Annotated in this window: 29 protein-coding genes; 16 read left to right on the top strand and 13 right to left on the bottom strand. The window is 70.6% G+C overall.

Annotated features, from left to right (window positions below; all coding sequences use genetic code 11):
* Positions 1-3: 3 nt before the first annotated feature.
* Positions 4-1,563, top strand: a complete 1,560-nt coding sequence (gene mptB, locus ATK36_RS05335; RefSeq protein WP_098510073.1) for a polyprenol phosphomannose-dependent alpha 1,6 mannosyltransferase MptB — start codon at positions 4-6, stop codon at positions 1,561-1,563.
* A 7-nt stretch (positions 1,564-1,570) separates the two neighbouring features.
* On the opposite strand, the gene ATK36_RS31265 is transcribed toward mptB, so the two are convergent.
* The 6 genes from ATK36_RS31265 to ATK36_RS05310 all read right to left on the bottom strand — a co-directional run bounded on the left by ATK36_RS31265 (position 1,571) and on the right by ATK36_RS05310 (position 7,341).
* Positions 1,571-1,777, bottom strand: coding sequence for an FAD-dependent oxidoreductase (locus ATK36_RS31265; RefSeq protein WP_141544374.1), 207 nt, complete (start codon positions 1,775-1,777; stop codon positions 1,571-1,573).
* A 533-nt stretch (positions 1,778-2,310) separates the two neighbouring features.
* Entirely contained in the window at positions 2,311-3,078 is a 768-nt protein-coding gene (locus ATK36_RS05330; RefSeq protein WP_245914347.1) for a hypothetical protein, read from the bottom strand.
* A 59-nt stretch (positions 3,079-3,137) separates the two neighbouring features.
* Positions 3,138-3,710, bottom strand: coding sequence for a hypothetical protein (locus ATK36_RS32765; RefSeq protein ID WP_211291788.1), 573 nt, complete (start codon positions 3,708-3,710; stop codon positions 3,138-3,140).
* 373 nt (positions 3,711-4,083) lie between these two features.
* A complete protein-coding gene (locus ATK36_RS05320; RefSeq protein ID WP_211291787.1) occupies positions 4,084-4,497 on the bottom strand; it encodes a TIGR03668 family PPOX class F420-dependent oxidoreductase in 414 nt (137 codons plus the stop codon).
* Positions 4,498-4,501: 4 nt separating this feature from the next.
* A complete protein-coding gene (locus tag ATK36_RS05315; protein WP_098510071.1) occupies positions 4,502-5,407 on the bottom strand; it encodes a S66 peptidase family protein in 906 nt (301 codons plus the stop codon).
* Positions 5,404-7,341, bottom strand: coding sequence for a prolyl oligopeptidase family serine peptidase (locus tag ATK36_RS05310; protein WP_098510070.1), 1,938 nt, complete (start codon positions 7,339-7,341; stop codon positions 5,404-5,406). The genes ATK36_RS05315 and ATK36_RS05310 overlap by 4 nt, the downstream gene beginning before the upstream one ends.
* 132 nt (positions 7,342-7,473) lie before the next feature.
* On the opposite strand from ATK36_RS05310, the gene ATK36_RS05305 reads away from it, so the two are divergent.
* The 5 genes from ATK36_RS05305 to ATK36_RS05285 all read left to right on the top strand — a co-directional run bounded on the left by ATK36_RS05305 (position 7,474) and on the right by ATK36_RS05285 (position 11,847).
* Positions 7,474-8,049: a DUF3090 domain-containing protein gene (locus tag ATK36_RS05305; protein ID WP_098510069.1), complete on the top strand. Its 576-nt coding sequence runs from the start codon at positions 7,474-7,476 to the stop codon at positions 8,047-8,049.
* Between the two features lie 10 nt (positions 8,050-8,059).
* The gene (locus tag ATK36_RS05300) at positions 8,060-8,866 is read left to right on the top strand and encodes an SCO1664 family protein (RefSeq protein WP_098510068.1); all 807 of its coding nucleotides are present in this window, start codon (positions 8,060-8,062) and stop codon (positions 8,864-8,866) included.
* A 193-nt stretch (positions 8,867-9,059) separates the two neighbouring features.
* Entirely contained in the window at positions 9,060-9,863 is an 804-nt protein-coding gene (locus ATK36_RS05295) for a DUF3097 domain-containing protein (protein ID WP_098510067.1), read from the top strand.
* Positions 9,864-9,954: 91 nt separating this feature from the next.
* Positions 9,955-10,389, top strand: coding sequence for an NfeD family protein (locus tag ATK36_RS05290; RefSeq protein WP_098510359.1), 435 nt, complete (start codon positions 9,955-9,957; stop codon positions 10,387-10,389).
* 111 nt (positions 10,390-10,500) lie between these two features.
* Entirely contained in the window at positions 10,501-11,847 is a 1,347-nt protein-coding gene (locus ATK36_RS05285; RefSeq protein WP_386999471.1) for an SPFH domain-containing protein, read from the top strand.
* Positions 11,848-11,932: 85 nt separating this feature from the next.
* Here ATK36_RS05285 and ATK36_RS32020 read toward each other — a convergent pair whose 3' ends face one another.
* Positions 11,933-12,082: a hypothetical protein gene (locus ATK36_RS32020; RefSeq protein WP_170069600.1), complete on the bottom strand. Its 150-nt coding sequence runs from the start codon at positions 12,080-12,082 to the stop codon at positions 11,933-11,935.
* Between ATK36_RS32020 and ATK36_RS32015 the strand changes: the two genes are divergently transcribed.
* The gene (locus ATK36_RS32015; RefSeq protein ID WP_170069599.1) at positions 12,081-12,230 is read left to right on the top strand and encodes a hypothetical protein; all 150 of its coding nucleotides are present in this window, start codon (positions 12,081-12,083) and stop codon (positions 12,228-12,230) included. The genes ATK36_RS32020 and ATK36_RS32015 overlap by 2 nt on opposite strands.
* Before the next feature lie 34 nt (positions 12,231-12,264).
* A complete protein-coding gene (locus ATK36_RS05280; protein WP_098510066.1) occupies positions 12,265-13,041 on the top strand; it encodes an SGNH/GDSL hydrolase family protein in 777 nt (258 codons plus the stop codon).
* On the opposite strand, the gene ATK36_RS05275 is transcribed toward ATK36_RS05280, so the two are convergent.
* A complete protein-coding gene (locus ATK36_RS05275; protein WP_098510065.1) occupies positions 13,031-13,555 on the bottom strand; it encodes a CGNR zinc finger domain-containing protein in 525 nt (174 codons plus the stop codon). The two genes, ATK36_RS05280 and ATK36_RS05275, sit on opposite strands and share 11 nt — an antisense overlap.
* A 25-nt stretch (positions 13,556-13,580) precedes the next feature.
* Between ATK36_RS05275 and ATK36_RS32010 the strand changes: the two genes are divergently transcribed.
* From ATK36_RS32010 to ATK36_RS33275, 3 genes are all read left to right on the top strand, one after another.
* The gene (locus tag ATK36_RS32010) at positions 13,581-13,748 is read left to right on the top strand and encodes a hypothetical protein (protein WP_170069598.1); all 168 of its coding nucleotides are present in this window, start codon (positions 13,581-13,583) and stop codon (positions 13,746-13,748) included.
* 224 nt (positions 13,749-13,972) lie between these two features.
* Positions 13,973-14,167, top strand: a complete 195-nt coding sequence (locus tag ATK36_RS33280; RefSeq protein ID WP_245914345.1) for a hypothetical protein — start codon at positions 13,973-13,975, stop codon at positions 14,165-14,167.
* Between the two features lie 5 nt (positions 14,168-14,172).
* Positions 14,173-14,481, top strand: coding sequence for a hypothetical protein (locus ATK36_RS33275; protein ID WP_245914343.1), 309 nt, complete (start codon positions 14,173-14,175; stop codon positions 14,479-14,481).
* On the opposite strand, the gene ATK36_RS05265 is transcribed toward ATK36_RS33275, so the two are convergent.
* Positions 14,482-15,285 (bottom strand): pentapeptide repeat-containing protein, encoded by an 804-nt coding sequence (locus ATK36_RS05265; protein WP_098510064.1) that lies wholly within the window; start codon positions 15,283-15,285, stop codon positions 14,482-14,484.
* 207 nt (positions 15,286-15,492) lie between these two features.
* On the opposite strand from ATK36_RS05265, the gene ATK36_RS05260 reads away from it, so the two are divergent.
* Positions 15,493-16,731, top strand: a complete 1,239-nt coding sequence (locus ATK36_RS05260; RefSeq protein WP_098510357.1) for a tyrosine-type recombinase/integrase — start codon at positions 15,493-15,495, stop codon at positions 16,729-16,731.
* A 1,092-nt stretch (positions 16,732-17,823) separates the two neighbouring features.
* Positions 17,824-18,939: a response regulator receiver protein gene (locus ATK36_RS05250; RefSeq protein ID WP_098510062.1), complete on the top strand. Its 1,116-nt coding sequence runs from the start codon at positions 17,824-17,826 to the stop codon at positions 18,937-18,939.
* Between the two features lie 48 nt (positions 18,940-18,987).
* Here ATK36_RS05250 and ATK36_RS05245 read toward each other — a convergent pair whose 3' ends face one another.
* On the bottom strand, positions 18,988-19,719 hold the full coding sequence (locus ATK36_RS05245; RefSeq protein ID WP_245914341.1) for a hypothetical protein: 732 nt from the start codon (positions 19,717-19,719) through the stop codon (positions 18,988-18,990).
* A 414-nt stretch (positions 19,720-20,133) separates the two neighbouring features.
* On the opposite strand from ATK36_RS05245, the gene ATK36_RS05240 reads away from it, so the two are divergent.
* From ATK36_RS05240 to ATK36_RS05230, 3 genes are all read left to right on the top strand, one after another.
* Positions 20,134-20,724, top strand: a complete 591-nt coding sequence (locus tag ATK36_RS05240) for a ClpP family protease (protein ID WP_098510061.1) — start codon at positions 20,134-20,136, stop codon at positions 20,722-20,724.
* Between the two features lie 161 nt (positions 20,725-20,885).
* On the top strand, positions 20,886-21,224 hold the full coding sequence (locus ATK36_RS05235; RefSeq protein ID WP_098510060.1) for a DUF6247 family protein: 339 nt from the start codon (positions 20,886-20,888) through the stop codon (positions 21,222-21,224).
* On the top strand, positions 21,224-21,469 hold the full coding sequence (locus ATK36_RS05230; RefSeq protein WP_098510059.1) for a hypothetical protein: 246 nt from the start codon (positions 21,224-21,226) through the stop codon (positions 21,467-21,469). Before ATK36_RS05235 ends, ATK36_RS05230 begins: the two co-directional genes overlap by 1 nt.
* 55 nt (positions 21,470-21,524) lie before the next feature.
* On the opposite strand, the gene ATK36_RS05225 is transcribed toward ATK36_RS05230, so the two are convergent.
* The 3 genes from ATK36_RS05225 to ATK36_RS05215 are packed head-to-tail and all read right to left on the bottom strand — an operon-like array spanning position 21,525 to position 23,851.
* Positions 21,525-22,523 (bottom strand): methyltransferase, encoded by a 999-nt coding sequence (locus tag ATK36_RS05225; RefSeq protein WP_098510355.1) that lies wholly within the window; start codon positions 22,521-22,523, stop codon positions 21,525-21,527.
* Positions 22,524-22,532: 9 nt separating this feature from the next.
* On the bottom strand, positions 22,533-23,021 hold the full coding sequence (locus ATK36_RS05220; RefSeq protein ID WP_098510058.1) for a GyrI-like domain-containing protein: 489 nt from the start codon (positions 23,019-23,021) through the stop codon (positions 22,533-22,535).
* Positions 23,006-23,851 (bottom strand): TetR/AcrR family transcriptional regulator C-terminal domain-containing protein, encoded by an 846-nt coding sequence (locus ATK36_RS05215; RefSeq protein ID WP_098510057.1) that lies wholly within the window; start codon positions 23,849-23,851, stop codon positions 23,006-23,008. Before ATK36_RS05215 ends, ATK36_RS05220 begins: the two co-directional genes overlap by 16 nt.
* Positions 23,852-23,929: the final 78 nt, after the last annotated feature.

The following is a 23,929-nucleotide window of genomic DNA, read 5'->3' as shown; positions in this document are numbered from 1 at the left end:
GAAATGGCCACCACGACCGACACCGCGGAGCCGACCGCGGGCACCCCCGACCGGGGCTTCCTGACGCCCTCGCGTTTCCCGTACCGGACCATCGCGATGGGTACCGTGGGAAGCACCCTCCTCATGCTCGCGGCACTCGGTGCCGGTGGAATCCTCATCCGCGACCCCGTGCTCGGCCACGGCCCCCTGTCGTGGATCCGCTACGGCCACGGCCGGGCGCTGGCCAACGCTCTGCTCTACACCGGCTTCGCACTCGTCGTCTGGGCCTGGGTGCGGCTCGGCCGCTATGCGCTCGCCGGGCGCATCGGCAGCCGCCCGATCCTGATCGCCGCGCTCTGCTGGATGGCGCCGCTGCTGGTGTCGCCGCCGCTGTTCACCCGCGACGTGTTCTCCTACCTCGCCCAGGGCGCCCAGCTGCTCTACGGGCTCGACCCGTACGCCAACGGCCCCGCCGAGCTGAGCGTGCTGCCCGACGTCGTGCAGAACGTGCACCCCCTGTGGCAGACCACCCCCGCCCCGTACGGGCCGCTGTTCCTGCTGATCTCCAAGGGCATCGTGTCGATCACCCAGGACGACATGATCGCCGGGGTCGTCCTCACCCGCGTGGTCCTGCTCGTCGGACTCGGCATGACGCTGTGGGCGCTGCCGCGCCTGGTCGCCCGCCTCGGCGGCAAGCTCCCCGTCGCCCTCTGGGTCGCGGTGGCCAGCCCGATGATGGTGATCCACCTCTTCGGCGGCCCGCACAACGACCTGATGATGCTCGGCTTCCTCGCCATCGGTGTGCTCGCCGCGCTGGAACGCCGGCACGTCATCGCGGTCGTGCTGGTCACCGTCGGCATGCTGATCAAACCGACCGCCGCGGTCGCGCTCCCGTTCCTGGTCTGGATGTGGGCCGCCGACCTGCCCGGCCCGTCGAAGGCGCGGAACTTCCTCAAGGCGGGCGCCGCCTCGGTCGGCCTGTTCCTCGGGGTGTTCGTCGCCGGTACCTGGATCTCGCTCGGCTCGCTCAACCTCGGCTGGTGGTCCGGCCTGAGCGCCCCCCAGCTGATCGCGAACTGGCTCAACTTCCCGACCGGCATCGGCGAGGCCGTCTACACCCTCATACACCTGGTCGCGAACGTGCCCCCGTCGCCGTTCGTCACGATCGCGCGCGCCATCGCCATGGTCGGGCTCGTCGCGTTCGGTATCCGGCAATGGTGGCTCTCGCGCAACGGCGGCAAGGAGGCCGTGTACCGCGCGGCGATCACCCTGCTGGCCGTCGCGATCCTCATGCCGCCCACCCTGCCCTGGTACCTCACCTGGGGCTTCGTGCTGATCTCGGCGTTCCCCTGGGAGCGGCGCAACCTCTCCGCGGTGGTCGCGGTCTCGGTGTTCGTCACCCTGGTCTACTACCCGACCGGGGAACAGGCCCTCTACGACTGGACGTTCATCGCGGTCGTCGTGGTGGCCAGCCTGTACGCCGCGGCGTCCCTGCTCCGCCCGGACCCGCTCGGCCTGATCTCCGCCTGGCGCAAGCCCCGGGAGGAGTTCCTCCCGGAGCCCGCACCCACCGGGCGCGGCTGAACCGTCGTCAGGAACCTGCGGCGACGGGCGCCAGCACCGCGGCCCGTTCCCGCAACCGCGCCTGCACCGGTGGCGCCGCCATCCGCGCCGCCGCGACACCGGACGCCGCGGCCAGCGCGGCGGTCACGCCTGCCGCCTCACCGGTGACGAAACAGGTCGCCGTGATCCGCAGGGTCCCGTTGGGGCCGGACCAAGATACGCCGGAAACCGGCAATGAGTTGATCTTGAGGCGGTTTATGGCTGCTGACGGCCCCGGAGTCCCGAAGCTGACCCGAGCCGCAAAGTAGGAACTAACGCTGGCCAGCGATTGGCTTAAGCGTGATTCTGGCTCGAACCGCGGCCAGGTGGTGGGGTCTCGGCGGCAGTCAAGCGAGCGGCGAGTTCGTCGAGGCGGTGGTGGGTGCCTTCTTTGGACGGTGCGAGGTACCGCTGACCTGTTTTCAGGGAACATCAAAACTTCCACGAAAATGCCCACGAGCGGGTGCCGACGGGGACGTGACTCACCCGGCCCGCCCCGGGCCTGGTATCCGGCGCGAACAACCATCCCGCCCGGCCAGCGGGTCACCGCTGAAAACCGCCCCCATCCCGGCGACCCTGCCACTCGCACCGCCACAGCGGGAACCACTTGGAACCGGCTACCTACGCGCCAGGCGATTAAGCACGGTTACACCTCCTGGTCCAGGCACGATCAAGGCCGTCGACGGCACTGACCATACTCACGAACCCAGCGACTGTTGCGCTGCCGAGTTAGGGGGCGTTCGCGGGGTGGATGCTCTGCGGATCGGGTGTCGGACGGCTCACCGTGAGCAGCAGCGGAACGCCGGCACCCTCGCGGGCGGCGAGGTCGGCGATGAACTCACCAAGCCAGCCGATGGCGTCCAGCGACCATTCGATCAGCGTTCCCTGGAAACTCACGCGGTACCGTGGCGGGCCGGACCAGACTCCGTCGGGCAGCGGGGGCGGCACAGGGTCCTGCCCGATCTGGGACTCGCATCGAAAGACCTCGTGGGCGAATTCGCCCACGGATTGGTGCAGTCGTTGCGCTGCGCGGTGAATGACCGGGTCCTGGCCGCTGTCCACAGTGAGGTGCACCGTCGTCCAGGACCGTACGTCGTCGAACCATGCCGCCGCCTGGACTGACGGCATCCGAGCGTGGTCGGGGCGCGCCGAGATGTCCAGGCTTTGCGCAGGCAGCAGTATCTGTGCTGCCCGCAACCGCAGCGTACCCAGTCGTGCCGTGACGTCACCGGCGCAGCTCAGGAACGGCCGCACCGGCAGTGACCGGGAACTGGGTACCGGACCGACCCCGACCTGGAACCAGGTGACCAGCGGCGACCCTGGCGCGGCCAGGGGATGGTCCCGGCCGGCGTCGTTCATGTCCCAGAGAGTGTCGAGCCACCCCATAGCCTGTGCCCGGTCATGGAACTGGATGTAGGCGTCGCGATCGGTGACCGGTTCCCGGTCGGGGCGGGGCGTTAGTTCACCGTAGATCGCGGCGTACAGGGTTCCCGCCATGCCGCGGAAACCCTGTACCAGCCCCGGTCTGGCTGTATCCCTTGCCAACAAATTCCTCGCTACTGGTCGTCTCCGGTGATCACGCAGTTCACATCGGCCTGGCGATCGATCGTCTCGGAGGTGTCGATCTCACCGTCCACGTCGACATCGACCCGGTTGCGCCAGGATATCGTCGCCGTAGTGTCACACGCTCGGTTCGCCGCGGACCGATTGGCACTACCGCCACCGGGAAAAATACCCGATGCGGTGTTGCACGCTTTTCGTCGCCATGTCCCGTCCGTGTAGTACTCGTACAGGCAGTTCTGCACGGTTGCCTTATTGCTGGTGCAGTTGCCCTGCTTCCACCAGCCGTGAGCGGAGATGACACCCGGGGTTGAGGACAGATGCGGGTTGTCGCCGTGGGTTTCCGGTGTGCAGCCCCACGCCGGCTGATTCGTCCGTGCCATTTCGGACGGTGCGCTGATGGGTGGCGCGTCTGGCGGCGCGATCCCGGGAACGGCGTCCTCATACGACACCTTCTGCGGCGCCACCGGCTGTGCGGCGTTCGCCACGGATGCCAGCATCCCCATAGGCGCGGACAACGCGGCAACAATGGCGACACGGACCATGTATCTCTTCGGATTACCTGACATTCGGACCTCCCCGTACGTGTGTGCGGGCCAGAATTCTCACAACGAATGTCACGCCCCCTGAGTTGTGAATCTCTCGATCATGAAGGTGTTGCCGATGGGGGTTCCAAGTGGGTGAAGATGCAACGGTGGTTCCGATCCCAAGGATCGCAGCACCGCGTCCACCGCCCCGACTGGCCCGTTCACCCCCGCGCCACCCGGCCTGTACGCGGTGCTCAGCGACGAGATTCGGGTACCCACAGCCCCTCACCAGCCGGAAACCGCCTCAAGATCAACTCATCGCCGGTTTCCGGCGTATCTTGGCTGGCCCCCCCGAGCAGCTTCACAGCCGGGTGGCTGCACGGTGAACTTGCTGCCCTGTGCAGCGAATCGACCGTCAGGAGCCCGCCCAGCCGCGCCAGGCGCGGACCTCCGTCGCGACGACCGCGTGTTCCGGCGGATGCTCCGCGTACTGCGGATACTTCGCCACCAGCCAGCCGACGAACGGGTCGCGCTCCGCGTCCGGGACCACGCGTGCCACCCCGTCCGCGCGGGCCCACCACAGCCGAGACCAGTCCTCGTCGTACTCGTCGGCCAGGAAACACACCGCCGGGTTCTCCGCGATGTTCGCCAGCCGCCGCAACGCCGTGCTGCTCTTGGGTTTGTGGTCGACGGCGAAGACGATCGTGTCCTCCCGCGCCGCGAAGGTCACCGGAACCAGATGCGGCACCCCACCGGCGCCGGCGGTGGCGAGCCTCGCCACGCGGGCCGCGGTGAGGCGGGTACGGGCTTCCTCAGGAGACAGGCGCATGCGATCACACCAGCATGGGGGAGTCGAGGGTGAGCGTGCCGAACTCGATGTCGAGCGAGGCGGGCACGCCCAGCGGCATCGTCGGGGACGACGCGACGTGCCCGAACCCGAACCCGCTCAGTACCGGCACCCCCAGCGGCGACAGGCGTTCGGCCAGCAGCTCCCGGATCTCCGCCGGATCCCCGCACGCGGCCCACGAACCCAGCACGATCCCGCGGACACCGCCGGACCAGCCCGAACGCAGCAGCTGGGTGAGCATCCGATCGATCCGGTACACGCTCTCGGTCACGTCCTCCAGCAGCACGATCCCCTCCCGCGCCGACCCCTGCTCGGCGGTGCCGATCCCCGCGGCCAGCAGCGACAGGTTCCCGCCCACCAGAACCCCCGACGCCTGCCCCGGCACCAGCACGTCCGCCTCCGCGGCGCGCAGCACCCGCGTGTGTTCCGGCTCGAACAAGGTCCGCCGCAGATGCTCCGACGCGACCTCGTCGAACAACACGCTCGCGGGCATCGGCGAGAGCACCGTGGCCAGCCCCCACCGTGCGTGCACCGCGCGATGCAAGGCCGTCACGTCGCTCGAACCGGCCAGGATCTTCGGCTCCACCGCCGCGAGCGCCGGCCAGTCCACGAGATCGGCCATCCGCTGCGCGCCGTAACCACCACGCGCGGCGAGCCCACAACGCACCTCCGGATCCAGCCACGCCTCGGTGAACTCCGCCGCCCGCGCTTCATCCGGGGCGGCCAGATACGCCGGGACGCCGCCGTCGGCCCGCACCCCGGCGCCGATCCGCAGCTTCACTCCCCAGCTCCGCAGCACCGGCACCGCGGCGTCCAGCAGATCCTGCGGCACAGGGCCGGACGGCGCGACGAGCGCCACGGTGTCCCCGGCACGCAGCCGGGCAGGTCTCATCGGGCCAGTTCCAGCACCGGTACCCCGGGCGGGACGAACCCGAACACCTGCCCGTAGAAGGACAACTCGCCCTCCAGCGCGGCGATGATCGACTCCGCCTTGCGGAGCCCGTGCTGCTCACCCTCGAACCGCAGGTACGCGTGCGGGATCCCACGCCCGGCCAGCCTGGCCACGAACCGGTCCGCCTGCTCCGGCGGGCAGATCTCGTCCTCGGCGCCTTGCAGGAACAGCACCGGCCTGGCCAGCTCGCCGGCGTGCGTGATCGGCGAACGCTCCCGGTACCGCGGCGCGGTCTCCGGATACCGGCCGATCAGCCCCACCAGGTACTGCGACTCGAAATCGTGGGTTTCCCCGCCCTCGGCGGTCCATCCGGTCAAGTCCAGGATCGGGCAGTGCACCGTCGCCGCGGCGTAGGTACGGGTCATCGTGATCGACGCGGCCGAGGTGAACCCGCCCGCGCTGCCGCCGCGCACCGCCAGCCGCGCCGGATCGGCCAGCCCCTCGGCCACCAGCGCCTCCGCGACCGTGACGCAGTCCTGGACGTCCACCACGCCCCACTGTTCCCGCAGCCGCTCCCGGAACGCCCGCCCGTATCCGGTCGACCCGCCGTAGTTCACCGCCACCACACCGATGCCGCGGCTGGTGAAGTAACTGATGTCCAGGTTCAGCGCGCCGGCCGAGGCACCGGTCGGCCCGCCGTGCACATGAACCAGCCACGGCGGCAGCTCACCCTCGGGCGCGGCGAACTCCGGGTTGGCGGGTGGGAACACGTACGCCGGGATCTCCGACCCGTCCGCCGCAGTGAACACCCTCTCCTGCACCTCGGGCAGATACGCCGCCATTGCCGCCAGCTCATCAGGCTGCGGGGTCAGCTCGACCGTCTTCCCGGTGGCCGGGTCCACCTGCACCACCGCACTTTCCCGCTGGGGACCCGCGGCGATCCCGGCGACTCCGCCCGGCACCGCGACCAGCCCGGACGACGACCACACGGTCAGCTTGGTGTCCACTGGCGTGACCGAACCGGCGTGCTCGTCCAGCACCGCCAGCCCTCCCGCGGCGAGCACCGCGAACTGCCCGCCGCCGCCCAGCGGCGTGAACCAGCTCCAGCCGAGCTTCCACAACGGGCCGCCCAGCTCCTGCCGCACCGGCGCCAGATGCGCCGTGGCTCCGTCGAGCCCGACCCGGTGCAGGTTCCACCAGCCGTCCGGATCCGCCAGCACCAGCAGCTGATCCGGCGACTCCCACTCCAGCTGGCACACCGCGACCTCGGGGCCGCCGGCCAGCACCCGCGCCGCGCCGAACGTGCCGTCCCCGGCGACCGGGGCCACGAACAGCTCGGTGCCGTCCCAGGGCATCGCCGGGTGATCCCACGCGAGCCACGCCGCGTGCGCCCCATCCGGGGACAGCTGCGGCGCGGTGAAGAACCGGTGCCCTTCGACCAGCACCCGTTGACCACCGCCGTCGAGCCGGATCGCGACGAGTTCCCGCGCGATGTCCGTGCGGCGCGGCCCCGTGCTGCGTTCCCGCACGGCCCACACCTCACCGTCGAGACCGGGCCGGAGGTCGCCGTAACGCACGCCCTGCGGGGTCGCGGGCTCCGGCGTCAGCGGCGACACCTCGCCCTCGGCCAGCGCGTACACCCGCTGGTCGGTCCAGTGCGTGAAAACGACCACCGAGCCCGCCGCCAGCCACGGCCGCCCGCCGTACTCGTGCACCCGGTTGCGGACATTCCACGGCGCGGGCAGCACATCCTCGGTGCCGCCGCCCGGCAACGCCCGCACGAGCGCCACCCGGCCGCTCTCGGCAGGCCGCGCCTCGGCCCACCAGAGCGCGTCGCCGACCGCGGCGAGCCACTGGGCGCCGCGGCCGGCCGCAGCGGCCGCAGCAGCGGAAACGGGCGAGGTCCAGGTTCCGGGTGCAGAGATCACAGGCATCCGGTGAGCCTAGTGCGGCGATCCGCTCCGTGCCCGGATCCGCACAGTGCGCGGCGGAGGCACCTCCGGCGCTGCGCCAACCAGGGGCGGCGGATGCCGATCATGCCCCGGTGGCCTAGGGTCGAAGGCGTTATGTCACGCGTAATCCACGTCTTCCGCAAGCCCGACCGGTTCGTGGCCGGCACGGTCGGCGAGCCCGGCGATCGCACGTTCTACCTCCAGGCGTCGGAGGACGTCCGGACGATCAGCGTCACGATCGAGAAGCAGCAGGTCGTCGTCCTCGCCGAGCGGCTCGGCGCGCTGCTGGAGGAGGTCGCCAGCCGGTTCGGTGCCGACGTGCCCGAGCACGTGCCCGACGACCTGGTCGACACCGAGCCGCTGGGGGTGCCGGTCGAGGAGGAGTTCCGGGTGGGCACCATGGGCCTGGGCTGGGACGCCGACTCCGGCGCGGTGGTCGTGGAACTGCTCGCCATCACCGAGGGCGAGGTCGACGAGACGGTGGTGCTCGACGACACCGAGGAGGGCCCGGACGCGGTCCGTGTGTTCCTCACTCCGGTCGCCGCGCGCGCGTTCGCCGAACGCGCCGACCGGGTGGTCAACGCCGGCCGCAAACCCTGCCCGCTGTGCGGGGAACCGCTCGACCCGGCCGGGCACATCTGCCCGCGCCAGAACGGGTACCGCCGCGACGTCGACGTCACCGAGGACTGAGGGAGCGGCCGTGGCGAGCAGCCCGCCCGGGCCCGGCGAGCCCGGCGCCGCCGAGTTCGTCACCCATGGCCGGATCGACGTCGAGGGCAGGCTGGTCGACGCCTCCAACGTGACCCTGTTCTGCGCCATCGAACTCGACGGCGTGACCGGGCGCGTGGTGTACAAACCGGTGTCGGGGGAGCGGCCGCTGTGGGACTTCCCCGACGGCACCCTCGCCGGTCGCGAGGTGGCCACCGCGATGATCGCAGGCGCCAGCGGGCTCGGCTCGATCCCGCCCACCGTGCTGCGCGACGGCCCGTTCGGCCCCGGCATGGTGCAGCTGTGGGTGGAGACCACCGAGCAGGAGGTGGTCGACGTCTGCGCCCCGGACGAGGTGCCCGAAGGCTGGCGCACCGTGCTGCACGCGCACGACCGGTTCGGCGAACCTGCGGTCCTCGCCCACGCCGACCACCCGAGCCTGCGCGAACTGGCCGCGCTGGACGTGGTGGTCAACAACACCGACCGCAAGGGCGGGCACCTGCTGGCCGCCGCCGACGGCCGGGTCTACGGCGTCGACCACGGCATCTGCCTGCACACTGACCCGAAACTCCGCACCGTGCTGTGGGGCTGGGCCGGCGAACGGCTGCCCGCCGAGGTGGTGGAAAAGCTGGGCAAGCTCCGGGCCGAGCTGGAGGGACGGCTGGGCACCGCTCTGGGCGAACACCTGACCACGTTCGAGATCCGCGCCCTCATCGAACGCACCGACCTGCTGCTGACCGAAGCCGTCTACCCCGAACCCGGCGACGACTGGCGCGCGATCCCCTGGCCGCTGTTCTGATGGCCGACCTGATCGACGCCGCGGCCCGCGCCCGGCTCGTCGCACCCGCCCCAAGGCTGTGAAGGGGCCCTTCACAGCCTTGGTGGCGAAGCGGTCCTGGTGATGGCGAGTTGAGTAGCCTGCCTGGCCACCACCCGCATGCCCGGCGTGGCGCGGGGACGCGGCCCCGCCCGCCGCACTAGCGTGGTCGGCCGTGCGCTCACATTCGTACGACGACGTGCTGTCCGGCCCGCGCAAGCGGAAGGTGCCCGAGGTGCCCGCCGACCCCGGCCTGGTGGTCGAGGACCCGGTCAGCGGCTACTGCGGCGCGGTGGTCAAGATCGAATACGGCAACGTCGTGCTCGAAGACGCGAAGGGACGCCACCGGGTGTTCCCGCTCGCCCCGGCCGCGTTCCTGCTGGAGGGCAAGCCGGTCACGCTCGTGCCAGTGAAGAGGAAGGCCGGCGCTCGGCAGGTGTCCCTGTCCGGCTCGGTCCGGGTGCAGGGCCTGCAGGCCAGGGTCGCGCGCGATTCGCGGATCTGGGTCGAAGGCAAGCACGACGCCGAGCTGGTCGAACGCGTATGGGGCCACGACCTGCGGGTCGAGGGCGTGGTCGTGGAACCGCTGGACGGGGTGGACGTACTCGCCGAGCGGATCGCCGAGTTCGGCACCGGCCCCGGCCGCCGGCTCGGCGTGCTGGTCGACCACCTGGTCCCGGGCAGCAAGGAGTCCCGGCTGGTCGCGCAGGTCCGTGACGAGCAGGTGCTGGTCACCGGCCACCCCTACGTGGACGTCTGGGAGGCGGTGAGGCCGGCCGCCGTCGGGATCCGGGCCTGGCCGAAGATCCCGCACGGGACCGAGTGGAAGGCCGGTATCTGCGAGGCGCTGGGCTGGGGCGAGACCTACGAGGGCTGGCAACGGGTGCTGGCCGGGGTACGCAGTTTCCGCGATCTGGAGACCCCGCTGATCGGCGCGGTGGAACGGCTCATCGACTTCGTCACCGAACCGGCCGAATAGTGCCGGGATTGTCCGCTTTCATGAGGTCACGCGTCGGTCACGGCGGGTCACTTGCCCGGTGCGAACCGGCCCGATCTGGGAATATGAGGCCATGGCAGCGGCTCTGATCTGGCTGATCGTCGGCATCGTGCTGATGATCGCCGAAGTGCTTTCCGGCGATTTCGTGCTGGTCATGCTCGGGGCTGCCGCGTTGCTGACCGCCGGGGTCGACGTGCTCACCGGCAACCCGGTCATCGACGTGCTGGTGTTCGCGGCCAGCTCGGTCGGGCTGATCGCGCTGGCCCGCCCGGCGCTCAAGCGGCGCTTCCTGGCCGGGTCGGGCGTCCCCACCGGCACCGACGCGCTGATCGGCGCGCACGCCGTCGTCGTGTCCACAGTGGACTACCAGACCGGGCAGGTCAAGATCGGCGGCGAGGTGTGGTCCGCGCGGGCGGTACACGAACAGCTGCCACCGATGGCGCCCGGCACCAAGGTGACCGTGGTGGAGATCGCCGGGGCCACCGCCGTGGTGGACGTGATGTCCTGAATGATCCGGGAAAACGGTACTAGGTAAGGGGAAACGCTCTTGTCGACAATAGCGGTCGTCGTGGTCGCGCTACTCGCCCTGTTCGTCATCATCACGGTGGTCAAGGCGATCATGGTGGTGCCGCAGGCCCAGTCGGCGGTGATCGAGCGGCTCGGCCGGTTCCGCACGGTCGCCTCGCCCGGGCTGACGTTCCTGGTGCCATTCCTGGACAAGGTCCGCGCGCGAATCGACCTGCGCGAGCAGGTCGTGTCCTTCCCGCCGCAGCCGGTGATCACCGAGGACAACCTGACGGTGAACATCGACACCGTGGTGTACTTCCAGGTCACCGACTCGCGCGCGGCGGTGTACGAGATCTCCAACTACATCATCGGCGTCGAGCAGCTCACCACCACCACCCTGCGCAACGTGGTCGGCGGCATGAGCCTGGAGGAGACCCTGACCTCCCGCGACGCGATCAACAGCCAGCTGCGCGGGGTGCTGGACGAGGCCACCGGCCGCTGGGGCATCCGGGTCGCCCGGGTTGAGCTGAAGGCGATCGAGCCGCCCCCCTCCATCCAGGACTCGATGGAGAAGCAGATGCGCGCCGACCGTGAGAAGCGCGCGATGATCCTCACCGCGGAAGGCCAGCGGGAGTCCTCCATCAAGACCGCGGAAGGGCAGAAGCAGAGCCAGATCCTCGCCGCGGAAGGGCAGAAGCAGGCCGCGATTCTCGCCGCCGAGGCGGAGCGGCAGTCGCGGATCCTGCGCGCCCAGGGTGAACGGGCCGCCCGGTACCTGCAGGCCCAGGGCCAGGCGAAGGCCATCGAGAAGGTGTTCGCGGCGATCAAGGCCGGCCGGCCGACCCCCGAAGTGCTGGCCTACCAGTACCTGCAGACCCTGCCGCAGATGGCGCAGGGCGACGCGAACAAGGTCTGGATGATCCCCAGCGACTACGGCAAGGCGCTGGAAGGGTTCGCCCGCGCACTGGGCGCCCCGGGCGACGACGGCGTGTTCCGCTACGAGCCGCCGAAGGACGACACCCCGGAGAAGCCGGACCTGGAGGACGACGAGGTCGCGGCCTGGTTCGACACCTCCAGCGACCCGAAGGTCGCCGAAGCGGTCGCGGCGGCGGAAGCCGTGGCCCGCAAGGAGGTTGACGGGCCGCTCGGCGCACCGGCCGGGGAGCACCCGCGCCGCGCGCTCGGCGCGGCCAAACCGGCCGCCGCCGAGCCCGAGGAAGCACCCGCCGCACCGGCCCGGCCCGCCGCACCGCCGCCGGTGGACCAGCGGCAGGCGCCCCCGCCGCAGCTCCCGCAGCCCCAGCCGCCGGCCACGCCGCCGGGTGGCCCGTACCAGGGTCCGCCGCAGCAGTTCGGTGGCCCGCAACAACAACAGCAGCAACAGCAGCCGGGGAGCGGTCCGTTCCCGCAGCAGGGCCCGTTCGGTGGCCCGCAGGGCGGTCCGCCGCCGCAGCGCTGATCTTCACCCGAAAACGGTGGCCGTCCCGGGACTCCCGGGACGGCCACCGTCGTGTTCACGCACCCCAGCCAAGGGCTCGCGGCGGTCAGCTGACCAGCAGCGGATACGTCCGCGCCCGCATGGTCTCCTCGTATCGCGCGATCGCGGTGACGATGTCCGGCCCTTCCACCAGCGCCGAGGTCAGCGAGCCGGTGTGCAACGCGCTGTTCGCGCCGTCGCCAAGCATCGGTGGCATGGCGTGGATCGCGTCACCGAGCACGGTGACGATCGCCGGGATCGACGCCGACCGGCCGCTGCACGCCGACGTACCGCGTGCCGCGGACCTGATGGACCGGATCGCGGACGATCTCACTCACCAGGAATCGGAGCCGGTGCACCGCTGATCACGGCGGACCGGTGCGGTCCTAGACTGCGGGCATGACCAACCGCTTAGTCTGTCTCGGCGATTCCTTCACCGAAGGGGTCGGCGATGACGACCCGGCCGCGCCGAACGGGGTACGCGGCTGGGCCGACCGGGTCGCCGCGGTGCTGGCCGCGGGCACGCCGGAGTTCCGCTGCGCCAATCTCGCCGTGCGCGGGAAGCTGCTCACCCAGGTGCTCGACGAGCAGCTCGAAGCGGCGCTGGCGATGAAACCGGACCTGGTCACCCTCTACGCGGGGGGCAACGACCTGATGCGGCCCAAGGTCGACATCGACGCGCTCACCGGCACGTACGAGCGGGCGGTGTCCCGGCTGCGGGCCACCGGCGCACAGGTGGTGCTGTTCACCGGCGTCGACGGGGTGGGGGACGCCCTGTTCCGCAAGATCCGCGGCCGCGTCGCGATCTACAACGAGCACGTGCGCGGGATCGTGGCCCGGCACGGGACGCTGCTCGTGGACCTGTGGTCGATGCAGCAGCTACGCGACCGGCGGATGTGGGCGCCCGACCGCCTGCACCTGAACTCCTCGGGACACAACGAGGTTGCCATCGAGACGCTGAACACTCTCGGCGTCGCACACGACCTGGCGCCGACGGTGCTGGGCCTGCGTCCGCGTCTGTCCACGCGGGAGCAGCGCGCGGAGAATCTGCGCTGGAGCCGCGAACACGCGTTGCCATGGATCGGACGACGGCTGCGTGGCGAGTCGTCCGGCGACACCTTGAGGGCGAAGCGGCCTTCGCTGGTGCCGTTCGAGGAGTCCGCGGTCAGGCCGTGAGCTGCCGCGCGCGGTGATCGGCGACGTTCACGCGGGTGCCACACCGGGTGGAACAGAACCGGCGCCTGCCGTTGCGGGAAGTGTCGACGAACGCGACGCCGCACTCCTCACGCGCGCAGACACCGAGACGCCCCGGCTCCTCGCACACCAGGTGCGCGAGGCCACCGGCGGTATAGGCGTGCATGCGCTCGACCACACCCGCGTCTTCGCTCGCGTAGTGCAGATGCGGCGCTTTCCCGTCGTGACGAGCGATGTAGGGGCGGCAGGTGGCGACGGTGAGCAGATCGTTCACCAGGTCGACGCGCTTCCCCTCCGGCGCCGCGAAAACCGCGTGCAACCTGCGCCCCCACGCGAGAATCTCGGCCGCTTCGCCGTCTTCGACCCGGCTCAAAGCCATACCGTGCGCGATCGCGGTGGCGAGGACCTCCGCAGCATCCGCGCCGCCGCGTTCGGCGAGCGTCGCCACCGCTGCGGCCACCTGAGCGCCCGAGCCGCCGTAAGGGTTGAAGTGCACTGAATCATTACAGCACGATTGGGGCATGAACGAAAACCGCTGCCCTCGCTGTGGCTGGCCGCTCGCCGAACTGCCCGCCTCCGCGATCTTCCCGGCTTCGCCGGGCAGTCGCGCCGATTACGTGCGCTGCCTGTGTGGCAGCTGGCTCACCCGCCTCGCCGGTGCGGTCGTCGGCGCCACGCGGACCGGCTGAACGAGTCAGGCCGGCTCCGGCCCGCCTCGCCGGAGGTGCGCGAACGCCGCGTCGAGTGCGTCGAGCCGGATCCGGCTCGACGCCGGCCAGATCGGGGATTTCCAGCACGTATCGGGTGAACAGCCGCACCGACAGGGTCCGGCCTGCTCGATGATCGCTTCGGCGAGGCTGGTTTCGCCGCCCGTCCAAAGTGTCCGGGCGTACCCGCGCAACGCTGGGGGTTGTTGCCGGCCGCTCCTGCCGGGCGGGTCGTCACCACCGGCAGTTTCCTCGCGAAGAGCGCGGACCTCGCTCTCGACGACCTGCCGTTCACCCGCGGCTACTGGCCGAAAGCCGCCTACGCAAGGTCGAAGCTCGCGCAAGTGCTGTCGCTTTCGGACTCGACCGCCGGTTGCGGGCGGCAGGCCTGTCCACGATAAGCGTGGTGAACCATCCCGGTGGGGCGCTGGATTCGTTGACGCCGTCCCGCCCTCCGGTCTGTACCCGGACGGTCGGCGCGCTGCTGAGCGGGGGTTACCCGCCGGACTGTTCCTGCAGGGGAAACACGCGAGCGCGTGGCCTGCCGTGCGGGCTGTGTGACCCGTCGGTACACGGCGGTGAGCTGCGGATGTTCGGCCTGCACGGCGCACCGCGCAGCGAGCCGGTGCGGGGGATCCTGGCGGACACGGCGTTGGCGGCCGCAGTGTGGACAGCCAGCGCCGAACTCACCGGTGTCACACCGTTCGGGCTTTGATCACCAATGTGTGGGCCGGGCCGGCCGCGCGGGCAGACGGGTGCGATCGTCGCCGCGGGCGGTGTTGATCTGGGCCTGGGTGAGGAAGAGACTGCCGGTGAAGTCGGCACCACGGACGTCGGCGTCCCGCAGATCGGCGCCGAGCAGATCAGCCTGACGCAGGTCCGCGCCCTGAAGATCGGCCGCGATCAGATAGGCACCACGCAGGTTCGTTCCACGCAGGTCGGCACCGGCCAGCCGTGCACCCATCAGGTCGGCGCCACGCCGATCCTTCTTCCTGCCCCGGACTTGCGCGCGGGCAAGTTCACTGGTCCGGGTGAGCAACGCCCCGGTCCTCGCCCGCTCCCCAGCCACGTCGGTCGCAAGCAACTCGTCGGGCGCGACATCGGTGCGTGCGGCGACCGCAGCGATCGCCGCGTCGAGTTCGGCGTGGATCTCCCGGCTTGTCGGCAGGGCACGGGCCTCGGTCAGGTACCACAGGAGTTCGTGAAGCTGCCGCATCACCGGCAACGCGGCGAACATCGCCGTCCGCACCTCCGGTGCGGTGCGCCAGTCCCGCCCCGCGAACGTCACCTGGGAGACCTGCTGTCCGGCACCGAAGCAGTCGTAGCCTGTGCAGCCCGCGAAACCCTTGGTGCGTAACCGATCGTGGATGCCGCAGCGGAAATCGGCCTGCAGATTGGGGCACGGGTCGCCTGCGGCCTTGTCGATGGCGAAGTCGGCGGAGCGGGTGAAGGTCAGCGCCACGCAGCACAGCCCGAAACAGCTCGCGCAATCGGCGGTGAGCGCGGGGTGGTCGGGCACTGCTTCTCCTTCACGGTCCTTCGGCGGTGTTTTTCGGTGCTGTCTCTTGGTGCTGTCTTTTCGTCAGTGTCTTTGCGCGGCTGTCTTTCGTCGCCGGGTTTCGCCCGCTCGGGCCGACTCGCTTCTCTGGCGCGGCCGACTCGCGGGTCGAGCATCTTTCTAGCGTAGCCGTGGCTGTTCTGCTGCTAGCCTCGCCGGGTGGTGATCATGTCCGGCGCCGGCTCAGCCCTCGCAACGGCCCTTGCAACGGCGGAGCCCGGCGCCGTTTCCGCCGAACTCGACCAGTGGCCCGGCGCCGGAGATCCGGCCGCTCTGCTCGCCGGGATCGCGGACTGGCTCAGCGGATACGGCAACCCGCTCACCCGCCGCACGTACGGTGAAGGCCTCGGCCTCCCAGTCACCGCCGACGCAATCCGCGCCTGGCAACGCCCCGGCGACACCACCGCGGCGTGGAACGACGCACTTGCGGCCTACGCCGCCGCACTGCGCGTCTCACTCAGCCCCGCACCGCAGCCGGTCCGGCGCTCCGGACCGCCGCCCGCCGCGCCGGGCCGGCTGCGGCACCTGCACTGGTTCCGCTGGTGCGCTGCCCGCCTGCTCGACCCCGGCCACGCCACCACCGGCGACGTCAAGGCCTGGCTCGACGCCCTCACCGACGCAGGCGCCGCACCCGCGACCCGGGACCGCATGCTCGCCACGGTCAAGACTCTCTACAGCCACCTCGCCGAGTGCGGCCTGGCCACCGCCAACCCCGCCGCCCTCAGCCGGCGACGACTGGGCCTCACCGCCGCGACGCAGAGCACGTCGGCCACCGTCACACTCACCGCACGCCAGGTCGCCGCCTTGCACGCCGCCGCTGCCGCCCCACGCCGCGGCGCGAGCCCCGTCGACACCGCCCGCGCTGCCGCCGTCGTCACGCTGTTCACGCTGGGGCTGCGCGTGAGCGAACTGTGCGCCCTCGACGAACGCGACCTCCACGTCACCCGAGGCCGCCGCGCGCTGCGAGTTCACGGCAAAGGCGGTAAGTCCCGCGTCGTCTACCTCAGCCGCCCCGCCGAAGACGCCCTCGCCACCTACCAGACACGCGCCGGCACCCCATCGACCACCGTCGCCCGCCGCGGTACCACTGCAGCCGGCGAGGACCGCCCACTCCTGCGTACCCGCACCGGCCGCCGCTTCCAACGCCAGGCGATCTGGCAGCTACTCCGCCGCGTCGCCGCCGGCAGCGGCGCCGACCTCGCCACCGTCGCCGACTCGCTGCACCCGCACGCCCTGCGCCACTTCTACGTCACCACAGCCGTGGAAGCCGGCGCCAACCTCGACCACGTCCAAGCCGACGTCGGCCACAGCAGCATCGACACCACCCGCGGCGTCTACGACCACGCCGCCCGCGACCCGGCCCGCAGCGCCGTCGACCTCGTCGCGGAGACGTGGCACCCGGAGTGATCGGGTGGCCACGTCGTCGGCGGGAGCGGCATCGAGGGCCTGTTGGTGTTCGCTGACGCGGCGTTCGAGTTCGGGTGCCTTCGAGTTCGGGTGCCTTGGCATTTCGAGTTTGCATCATGAATCCGAGCCGTCCATCACCTCGACGAGGAGGTGAGCGCGTGCACGGCTTCGGAAGCGGAATGGCTGAAGGCCGACGGCGACCCGGCGCCTGGATCAGCACCGGCGGCGGCCGGGTGGACTACGAAATCCGCTACACCTCGCGCACCGAAGAGCAGAAGGACAGTCTCCCGCCTGACGGCAAACGTGCGCTCGCGCGCCTGGAGGGGCCACCGGAGCAGCAACCTGTGGAAGATCGGACAGGAAGCCAAAAGCGACGGCGCCTGGTGCGCGGACTTCAGCGACTACGGGCAGGCCACATACGTCATCGGCGACAACAACGTGGTCCGGATGACCGTACCGTTCATCTACTTGGGTCGGCTGACACCTCCGACACCTCGGTAGCAGGCCACGATCCCGTCAGCGGGCACAGGAGTGGCACGCTGACGAGGTGGCCGCCCCGGCGCCCGACCAGGTGATGGACGCGAACAGCTCGCCCGGTCGACGTCGTTCACGCTTCGTGAACAGCTGCGGGGAGCCCGCCCAAAGCCCTGAGGGTGGCGGCGTGCCGGTCTGCGCGGTTGCTCGCCGTCGATGGCGGCGAGATAACGGCGGCAAGTGCGCGGCGGACGAGATCGACTCGGTCGCCGGCGCCACGATCGATGCTCGATTCGATGCGCAGATTTACGGCGAGAGTCGCGCCCAGTCGCGTCGCTTGTCCGCTCACCGGTGTCTGCTCGTCCTTTAACGTCCCCCTCCTCGCGGTCTCGGCTGCCTTGAACTCGGGTCCGGCTGTAAGTCCGGATCTTCAGCGGCCCATACTTTTTCACGCCCACCTACCTCACTGTCAGTAACAACAATACCACAGTGTGTAGTCAACGGGTTCCAGTTTCACCTGTGCTACAGAATCTCTGTTCTGTAGCACAGAAGATCTGAAGTTATATTAACTGCAACCCTGGTTATTAGATATATAACTGACAAGATACTCTGGATCGCATGGTTGACCAGGAGATTCGTCCCGACGTCGAGCAGGCGGGCGTGGCTCGGTGTGGGTTTCGGCGATGCCGGCAGGCGTTGCCTCCGCCGGGGCCGCGGGGAGGGCGTCCGTACGAGTTCTGTCCGGAGCGGACGTGGCCGGGCGGGAAGAGCTGCAAGCAGCTCGCGGGCGCGGAGTCGGCGCTGCGCGAGGCATTGGGTGAGGACGGGGTTCCGACGGCGGCGTTGAGAGACGCCGGCGAGGCGTTCGGCAACGCGGCGGCAGCGGCGGCGGAGCCGCTGCGAACACTCAGCAACGCTCTCGACACGATCACGGCCCGGCTGCGGGCGGAGGTCACCGCGGCGGTAGCGCGAGCGGAGGCTGCGGAGCAGGCGGCACGAGAAGCCGACCATCAGCGCGACGAAGCGTCAGCGAAGGCCGAGGCAGCGGAAGCGGCAGCGCGTGACGCGGTAGCGGAGGCGCGGGCAGCGGAGGAGGCTCGCGGAGCTGCCGAAGCGACAGCGGAGGGAGCGGTTGCGGCGCGAGTGGCGGCGCAGCTGGAGCAGGCGCGCGCGGAGGCGACTGCGCAGGCGGTCGCCGAGCGGGCGGCGAAGGCGGCCGAGGAAGCGGGAGCGTACCGCAAGCGCGTGGATGAGCTGCGCGAACGCGTCGCAGAGTTGACGGCCGACGTGTCGGCGCGTGCAGAGGAGCTTTCCGGGCGCACGGCGGAGCGCGACGCAGCACGGGCCGCTCTGCAGGATCTTCAGGACCAGAGCAAGTCCGTGGAACGGCTGCTGACCGCCCAGAATGCAGAGCTGGAGGCGGCCGGTGCCCGGCTGCGCGACAGTGACGCCAGGAATCAGCACATTCTCGCCGAACACCATGTGCGCGATGCCGAACTCCGGTCCCGGATCGGCGAAGTACGGACCGAGTTGGTCAGTGCGCGGGGTCAGGTGGACGCGGTGAGCGCGCAGCTCGCCCAGTCGACGGCAGACCGTGACCACGTCACAAGCCTGCTGTCCCGCGTACGTCGGCGCGCGCTCGCTGCCGCGGCGGAGCCCTCCACGCCGCTGCGCGACGACTTGCTGGCGATCCTCCTCGACGATGGCGACGACGGTGGTGACGTACCCGCGTAGACGGAGCAGCCGACTGCGGCGTGTACGCGGGAGATACCGCGTACACGGTCAGGCTTCGATGAACGGGTCTCCGCAGAGCGTGCAGGTGATCGGGCCGAGTTCGAGGCTTGAGCGGGCTGCGCGGATGCGTCGCGGGGGTTCGCACCGGCAGATCGCGGCGACGTAGTTCGGGCCACCCCGGTGTGCGCCCCGGCCGTCGACGGGGGCGACGACTACAGGTGGCAAGGCGGGCGTGTCGGGGTCCTCGATGTCTGGTGGGGGAGCGATGGCGCGGACGGCGACCTCCTGTTCGGTGTGCCGCCAGACGGTCAGGGCGGCTTCGAGGGTGGAGAGTTCCGCGCGGTAGGTGGCTACGGTTTCCGGTAAAGCGGTGGTGGCGGACCAGCCGATTCGGTCGGCTTGGTCGGCGCGGAGACCGACTTCCGCGGCGAGGGCGGCGAACCGCTTGTTGTGGTAGCGGCCGTCGCTGACGTCGACGATGTCGCGGGTGGCCGCGATGCCGTGCGCGGCTTCGTGCAGCGTGGTGGAGAGGATTTCGGCGGGGCTGCGGCGGAGGCCTTCCGCACCGAGGAAGAACTCGGCGCGCGGGTCGACACCGTCGCCGACGTGCCAGCGTGCGCGGGCGAAGTGCCCGTGGATCTCGGTGGTGGTTCCCATGGTGCCGGAGGCCAGGACGAGGATGGCGTCCGGCACGTCCGCGTGCCGGTGGCGGATCGCTGCCCAGAGCTGTTCCATCGCGTGCATCACGCGGGTCGTCGGGCCGAGCCGGGGGTTCTGCATGCACTGATCTTCCCGCTTAAGCGGGAAGATCAGCTACCGGACCGGTCGAGAGCGACGGGGGCGAGGGCAGGGGCGAACATCAGGGTTCAGTATCCGCCGGTCGGGCCGGGCCTTCGCAACAGACCCGGCCGGCTCGCGCGGACGAGACCTGGCTATGGCAACGGACCGGGTTGCTGTCCACAGGAGACGGACGGCCCCGTGACCGGTCACGGGTGGCCGACGATGGCGCACCCGGTCGTGACCTGGTGGTCGATGGCGTGCACACATCGCCTGGCGCTGCGATCCCGCCGCGAAGCCGGGGCGTGCGGCGTGATCGCCGGAAGCGAACGCCGCACGCCGTGAGCGAACGCGGGCTCCGTGCCGCGGTGGCCTGTTCTACCGTCGGCAACGACAGGCGACGAGCAGGAGGCGGTCATGGCGGGCACCACGGCATCCCGGATGCAGAGCACGGGGCAGAGCGGCGACGACTCGGTGTACGACCGGCTGCTGCGCGACCGGATCGTGTTCCTGGGTACCGAGGTGACCGAGGAGGTCGCGAACCGGATCATCGCCCAGTTGCTGTTGCTCGCCGCGGACGATCCGGATCGTGACATCACCTTCTACGTGAACTCGCCGGGTGGCTCGGTCACGGCGGGGATGGCCATCTACGACACGATGCAGCTGGTGCAGCCGGACGTGGCGACGTGGGGGCTGGGGTTCGTCGCCTCGATGGGGCAGGTGCTGCTGTCGTCCGGGACGCCGGGGAAGCGGTACCTGCTGCCGAGCACCCGGGTGGTGATGCACCAGCCCTCGGCGGGCATCGGCGGCGTGGCGACCGATATCAAGATCCAGGCCGAGGTGTTCGGGCGGATGAAACAGCGGATCGCGGAGATCACGGCGCGGCAGACCGGGCAGCCGGTGGAGCGGATCATCGCGGACGCGGACCGTGACCGCTGGTTCGACGCCGAGGAGGCCCTGGCTTACGGGTTCGTGGACCGTGTGGTGTCGCCGGACCTGGCCCGCTGAGCCCGGATCTGTCGAAAGTCCTTGGCACGCCGGGGAATCCGGTGCCGAGCGGTCGCCCAGCAGCCCGCGGTTCGCCCGACACTCTGCTGCCCAGCCCGACGCAACGATCACGCTGACAGGTTCTTACTCCGCGACGGCCGGGTGCGGCACAATCGGGAACCATGACCGCAACCGCCCGTGACATCCCCGGTCTGGTCGTCGACGATTCGGCGAACCGGCCTCCTTACCAGCCCCGGGTGACGTTCGAGCGTTCCGCCGCGGCGGTCCGTGAGGCGCTGAGGGCCCTCAGCGCGGACGATCTCGCGGAATTCAAGCGCGACTTCCACCGCACGATGGCGGAGGCAGAAGACAGTTTCGACCTGACGCCCGTGCACGAGGCCGTCGGGTTCTGGTACGGCCGGGCGCTGCGGCACCTCAACCCGGAAATCGGCGAGTACACCGCCGGCGTGATCGAGCGCCTGGGCGCCGGCGACGAGTCCGATCTCGCGGGGGAACACTGATGAGCTACGAGGTCCGCTACCCGACCCGCGCCGCCGAGCAGAAGGAAACCCTGCCCCCGGAAGGGCAGCAGGCACTGGCCGGCCTGGAAAAGAAGCTCGGCAACGACCCGTGGAACGCGGGCCGCGCGGACAAGGGCAGCGGTTCGTGGCGAGCGGGTTTCGGGCGTTTCGGCGACGCCCAGTACGTGATCGGCGAGCGTGACGTGGTGCGGGTGACCATGCTGTTCATCACCTGGGTCGGATAACGCCGAGCACCCGTCACCGCAGGAGGAACCGCACGAACCAGGGCAGCGAAACCGCTCAGCCCGAGGGCATGAGTTCCACGATCGTGCGCGTCCCCGCGGGATGGTGCGGGCCTGGCTGCAGTCCGGCGCTGGCGGCGAGGTCGTGCAGCTGGGCGAGTGACCGTTCGCGGCCGCCGACGTAACAGAGCATGCGGAGGTCGCCTTCGGTGCTGCCGCCCTCGGCGGAGTGGTCGATGACGAACACCGTCCCGCCTTCGGTGGCGGCTTCCGCGCAGCGGCGGAGGATTCGCACGGCGTGGTCGTCGTCCCAGTCGGGGAGTACGCCCGACAGCAGGTAGCCGCGTGCGCCGGTGGGGAGTGGGTCGAAGAAGCTGCCGGCACGGCTGGATGCGCGCCCGTCGAGGCCGGCGGCGGTGATCGCTTCGGCGGCGCGTGCGGCTGGGCCGGCCAGGTCGAGCACGGTGCCATGCAGGTGCGGGTGGGCACGCAGGATCGCCAGCAACAAGGTGCCGTCACCGCCGCCGACGTCGACGACGTGGTCGAGCTGTCCCCACGGGTAGCCGATGGCGATCGACGGCGCGTCTGCGGAGAGGCGGGTGGACATCAGCGCGTCGAAGGAGGCCGAGCGGTCCGGATCGGCGGACAGGTCCTCCCAGTAGGACCGGCCGAATCGGTGGGGGAAGGCGGGTGCTCCGGTGCGCACCGTGTGCAGGAGCTCGACGAAGCACAGATCGGCGCGGCCGACCGAACCATCGAGGTCGAGCCAGGCGCGTATGCCGTCCGGATGGTCCTCGCGCAGCTGCTCTCCCCGCGGGGTGAGGGCGTAGCCGGACGCGGCGGGGGAGAGCACTCCGGCGGTCACGAGGTGGGCCAGTACCCGGCCGAGTGCGTCGGGATCGGCGTGCACGGCCGTGGCCAGCGCCTCGGGAGTGGTGGTACCGGCGGCGATGTGGTCAGCCAGCCGCAGGGTCGCGGCGACCCGGATTGCCATCGGGGTCACGAGGTCGGCGGCTGCCCACAGGCCGCCGCCCCAGCCGGTGTTCTCGTCGGTCATGGCGTTCACTCAGTCGGCGAGGCGGAAGTAGAGGTCGGTTTCCCAGCGTGTGGCGTCCGGTTCGGCGCGGGGGTCGGTACGGTAGACCTCGAGCCGTCCGGCCCAGTGTTCACCGTCGGCTTCTTCGGTGCGGTCCCAACGGATGCCCTCGCGTTCACCCCATTCGAGGACGGCGGCGGTGGCCGCGGCGAGCCCGTCCGGTGCGCCGTGGTGGGTTTCGACGACGTACTTGCCGCTGGGAACGACGCCGGTGACGTACTCGCCGCCCAGCTCGACTGGCGCCGCGACGGGGACCCCGGCTTCCACGGTGAGGCTGCGCATGCCAGGCCCGAGCACGAGGTAGCGGAAGAACGGCGCGTCCGCGGGCGGGACACCCCGCGCGGCGAGTTCGCCGACGATGGCCGCGATCCGGTGCGCGACCTCGCGCAGCCCGTCCACCCCGATGGTGGTGCGGTAACCGGCATAGTGCTGTTCGGGCCGGGCTACGACGGTGGGCATGGCTCCTCCAGTGCTCGCAGGCGTTCCGGTTGCGATGCCGGGACGATTCCCGATGATGCCCCACGGCACCGACAGTTTCCGGCCTCCTCGCCCAGCCGGGCGATCCCGTCGAGGATCCGGGCGAGCCCGAAACGGAAGTGGTGCGCGGGATCCGACGTCCCGCCGTGGGCCTGCCCGGCCGTCGTGCCCACCCGTGTGGCGCGTGGGAACCGTGACGGATCCGCGGCCGGGATCGCGGCGAGCACGGGGGCGCAGCGGGCCCACCATTCGAGGTCGGTCAGCCCGCTGCGCCGAGCGGTGCGCGCGGCTTCCAGCGATCCGCGGGCGGCGCCGGCGACGAGGCCGTTGACGAGACTGACCACCGCGTCGAGCTGGACGTCGTCGAGTCGTAGCTCGTCGAGGGCGGACAGTTCGCGTTCGTATTTGGCGAAGCTGTGCGGGCCGAGCGCGGGCCGTCCGCCGGGAACCTCCAGCAGCCACGGGTGCCGGTGGTAGAGCCGCCAGAGGTCTTCGGCGACCGTGGTGAGCGCGGCGCGCCAGCCTTGCGGCAGCTCAGTGCCCAGCTCCCCGTACGCGCGGTCGACCATCAGTCCGACCAGCTCCGTCCGGCCCGGTACGTAGGTGTAGAGCGACATCGGCGCGACGCCGAGTGCGCCGGCGACGTGGCGCATGGTGACCGAGGCCAGTCCGTCCGCTTCTGCCAGCCGGATCGCCGCGGTGACCACGTCGGCGGCGGTGAGCTTCGGTTTCGGCCCACGCTTGGACGGGCCGGGCACGTCCCACAGCAGCTCGATCGCGCGCCTCGGGTCGTCCTCCTGCGCGGGGTCCATTGTTTCTCCTCGTACGTAGTACAGAGTTTTCAGGTAGACTAGCGTGCCGAAGCTGAGGGGGAGAGCACCGAACGCAGT

This window comes from Amycolatopsis sulphurea (assembly GCF_002564045.1).
In the GTDB taxonomy this organism is placed as follows: Bacteria; Actinomycetota; Actinomycetes; order Mycobacteriales; family Pseudonocardiaceae; genus Amycolatopsis; species Amycolatopsis sulphurea.
The sequence above is the reverse complement of the archived record's forward strand: the minus strand, read 5'-3'. Positions and strand labels throughout refer to the sequence as shown.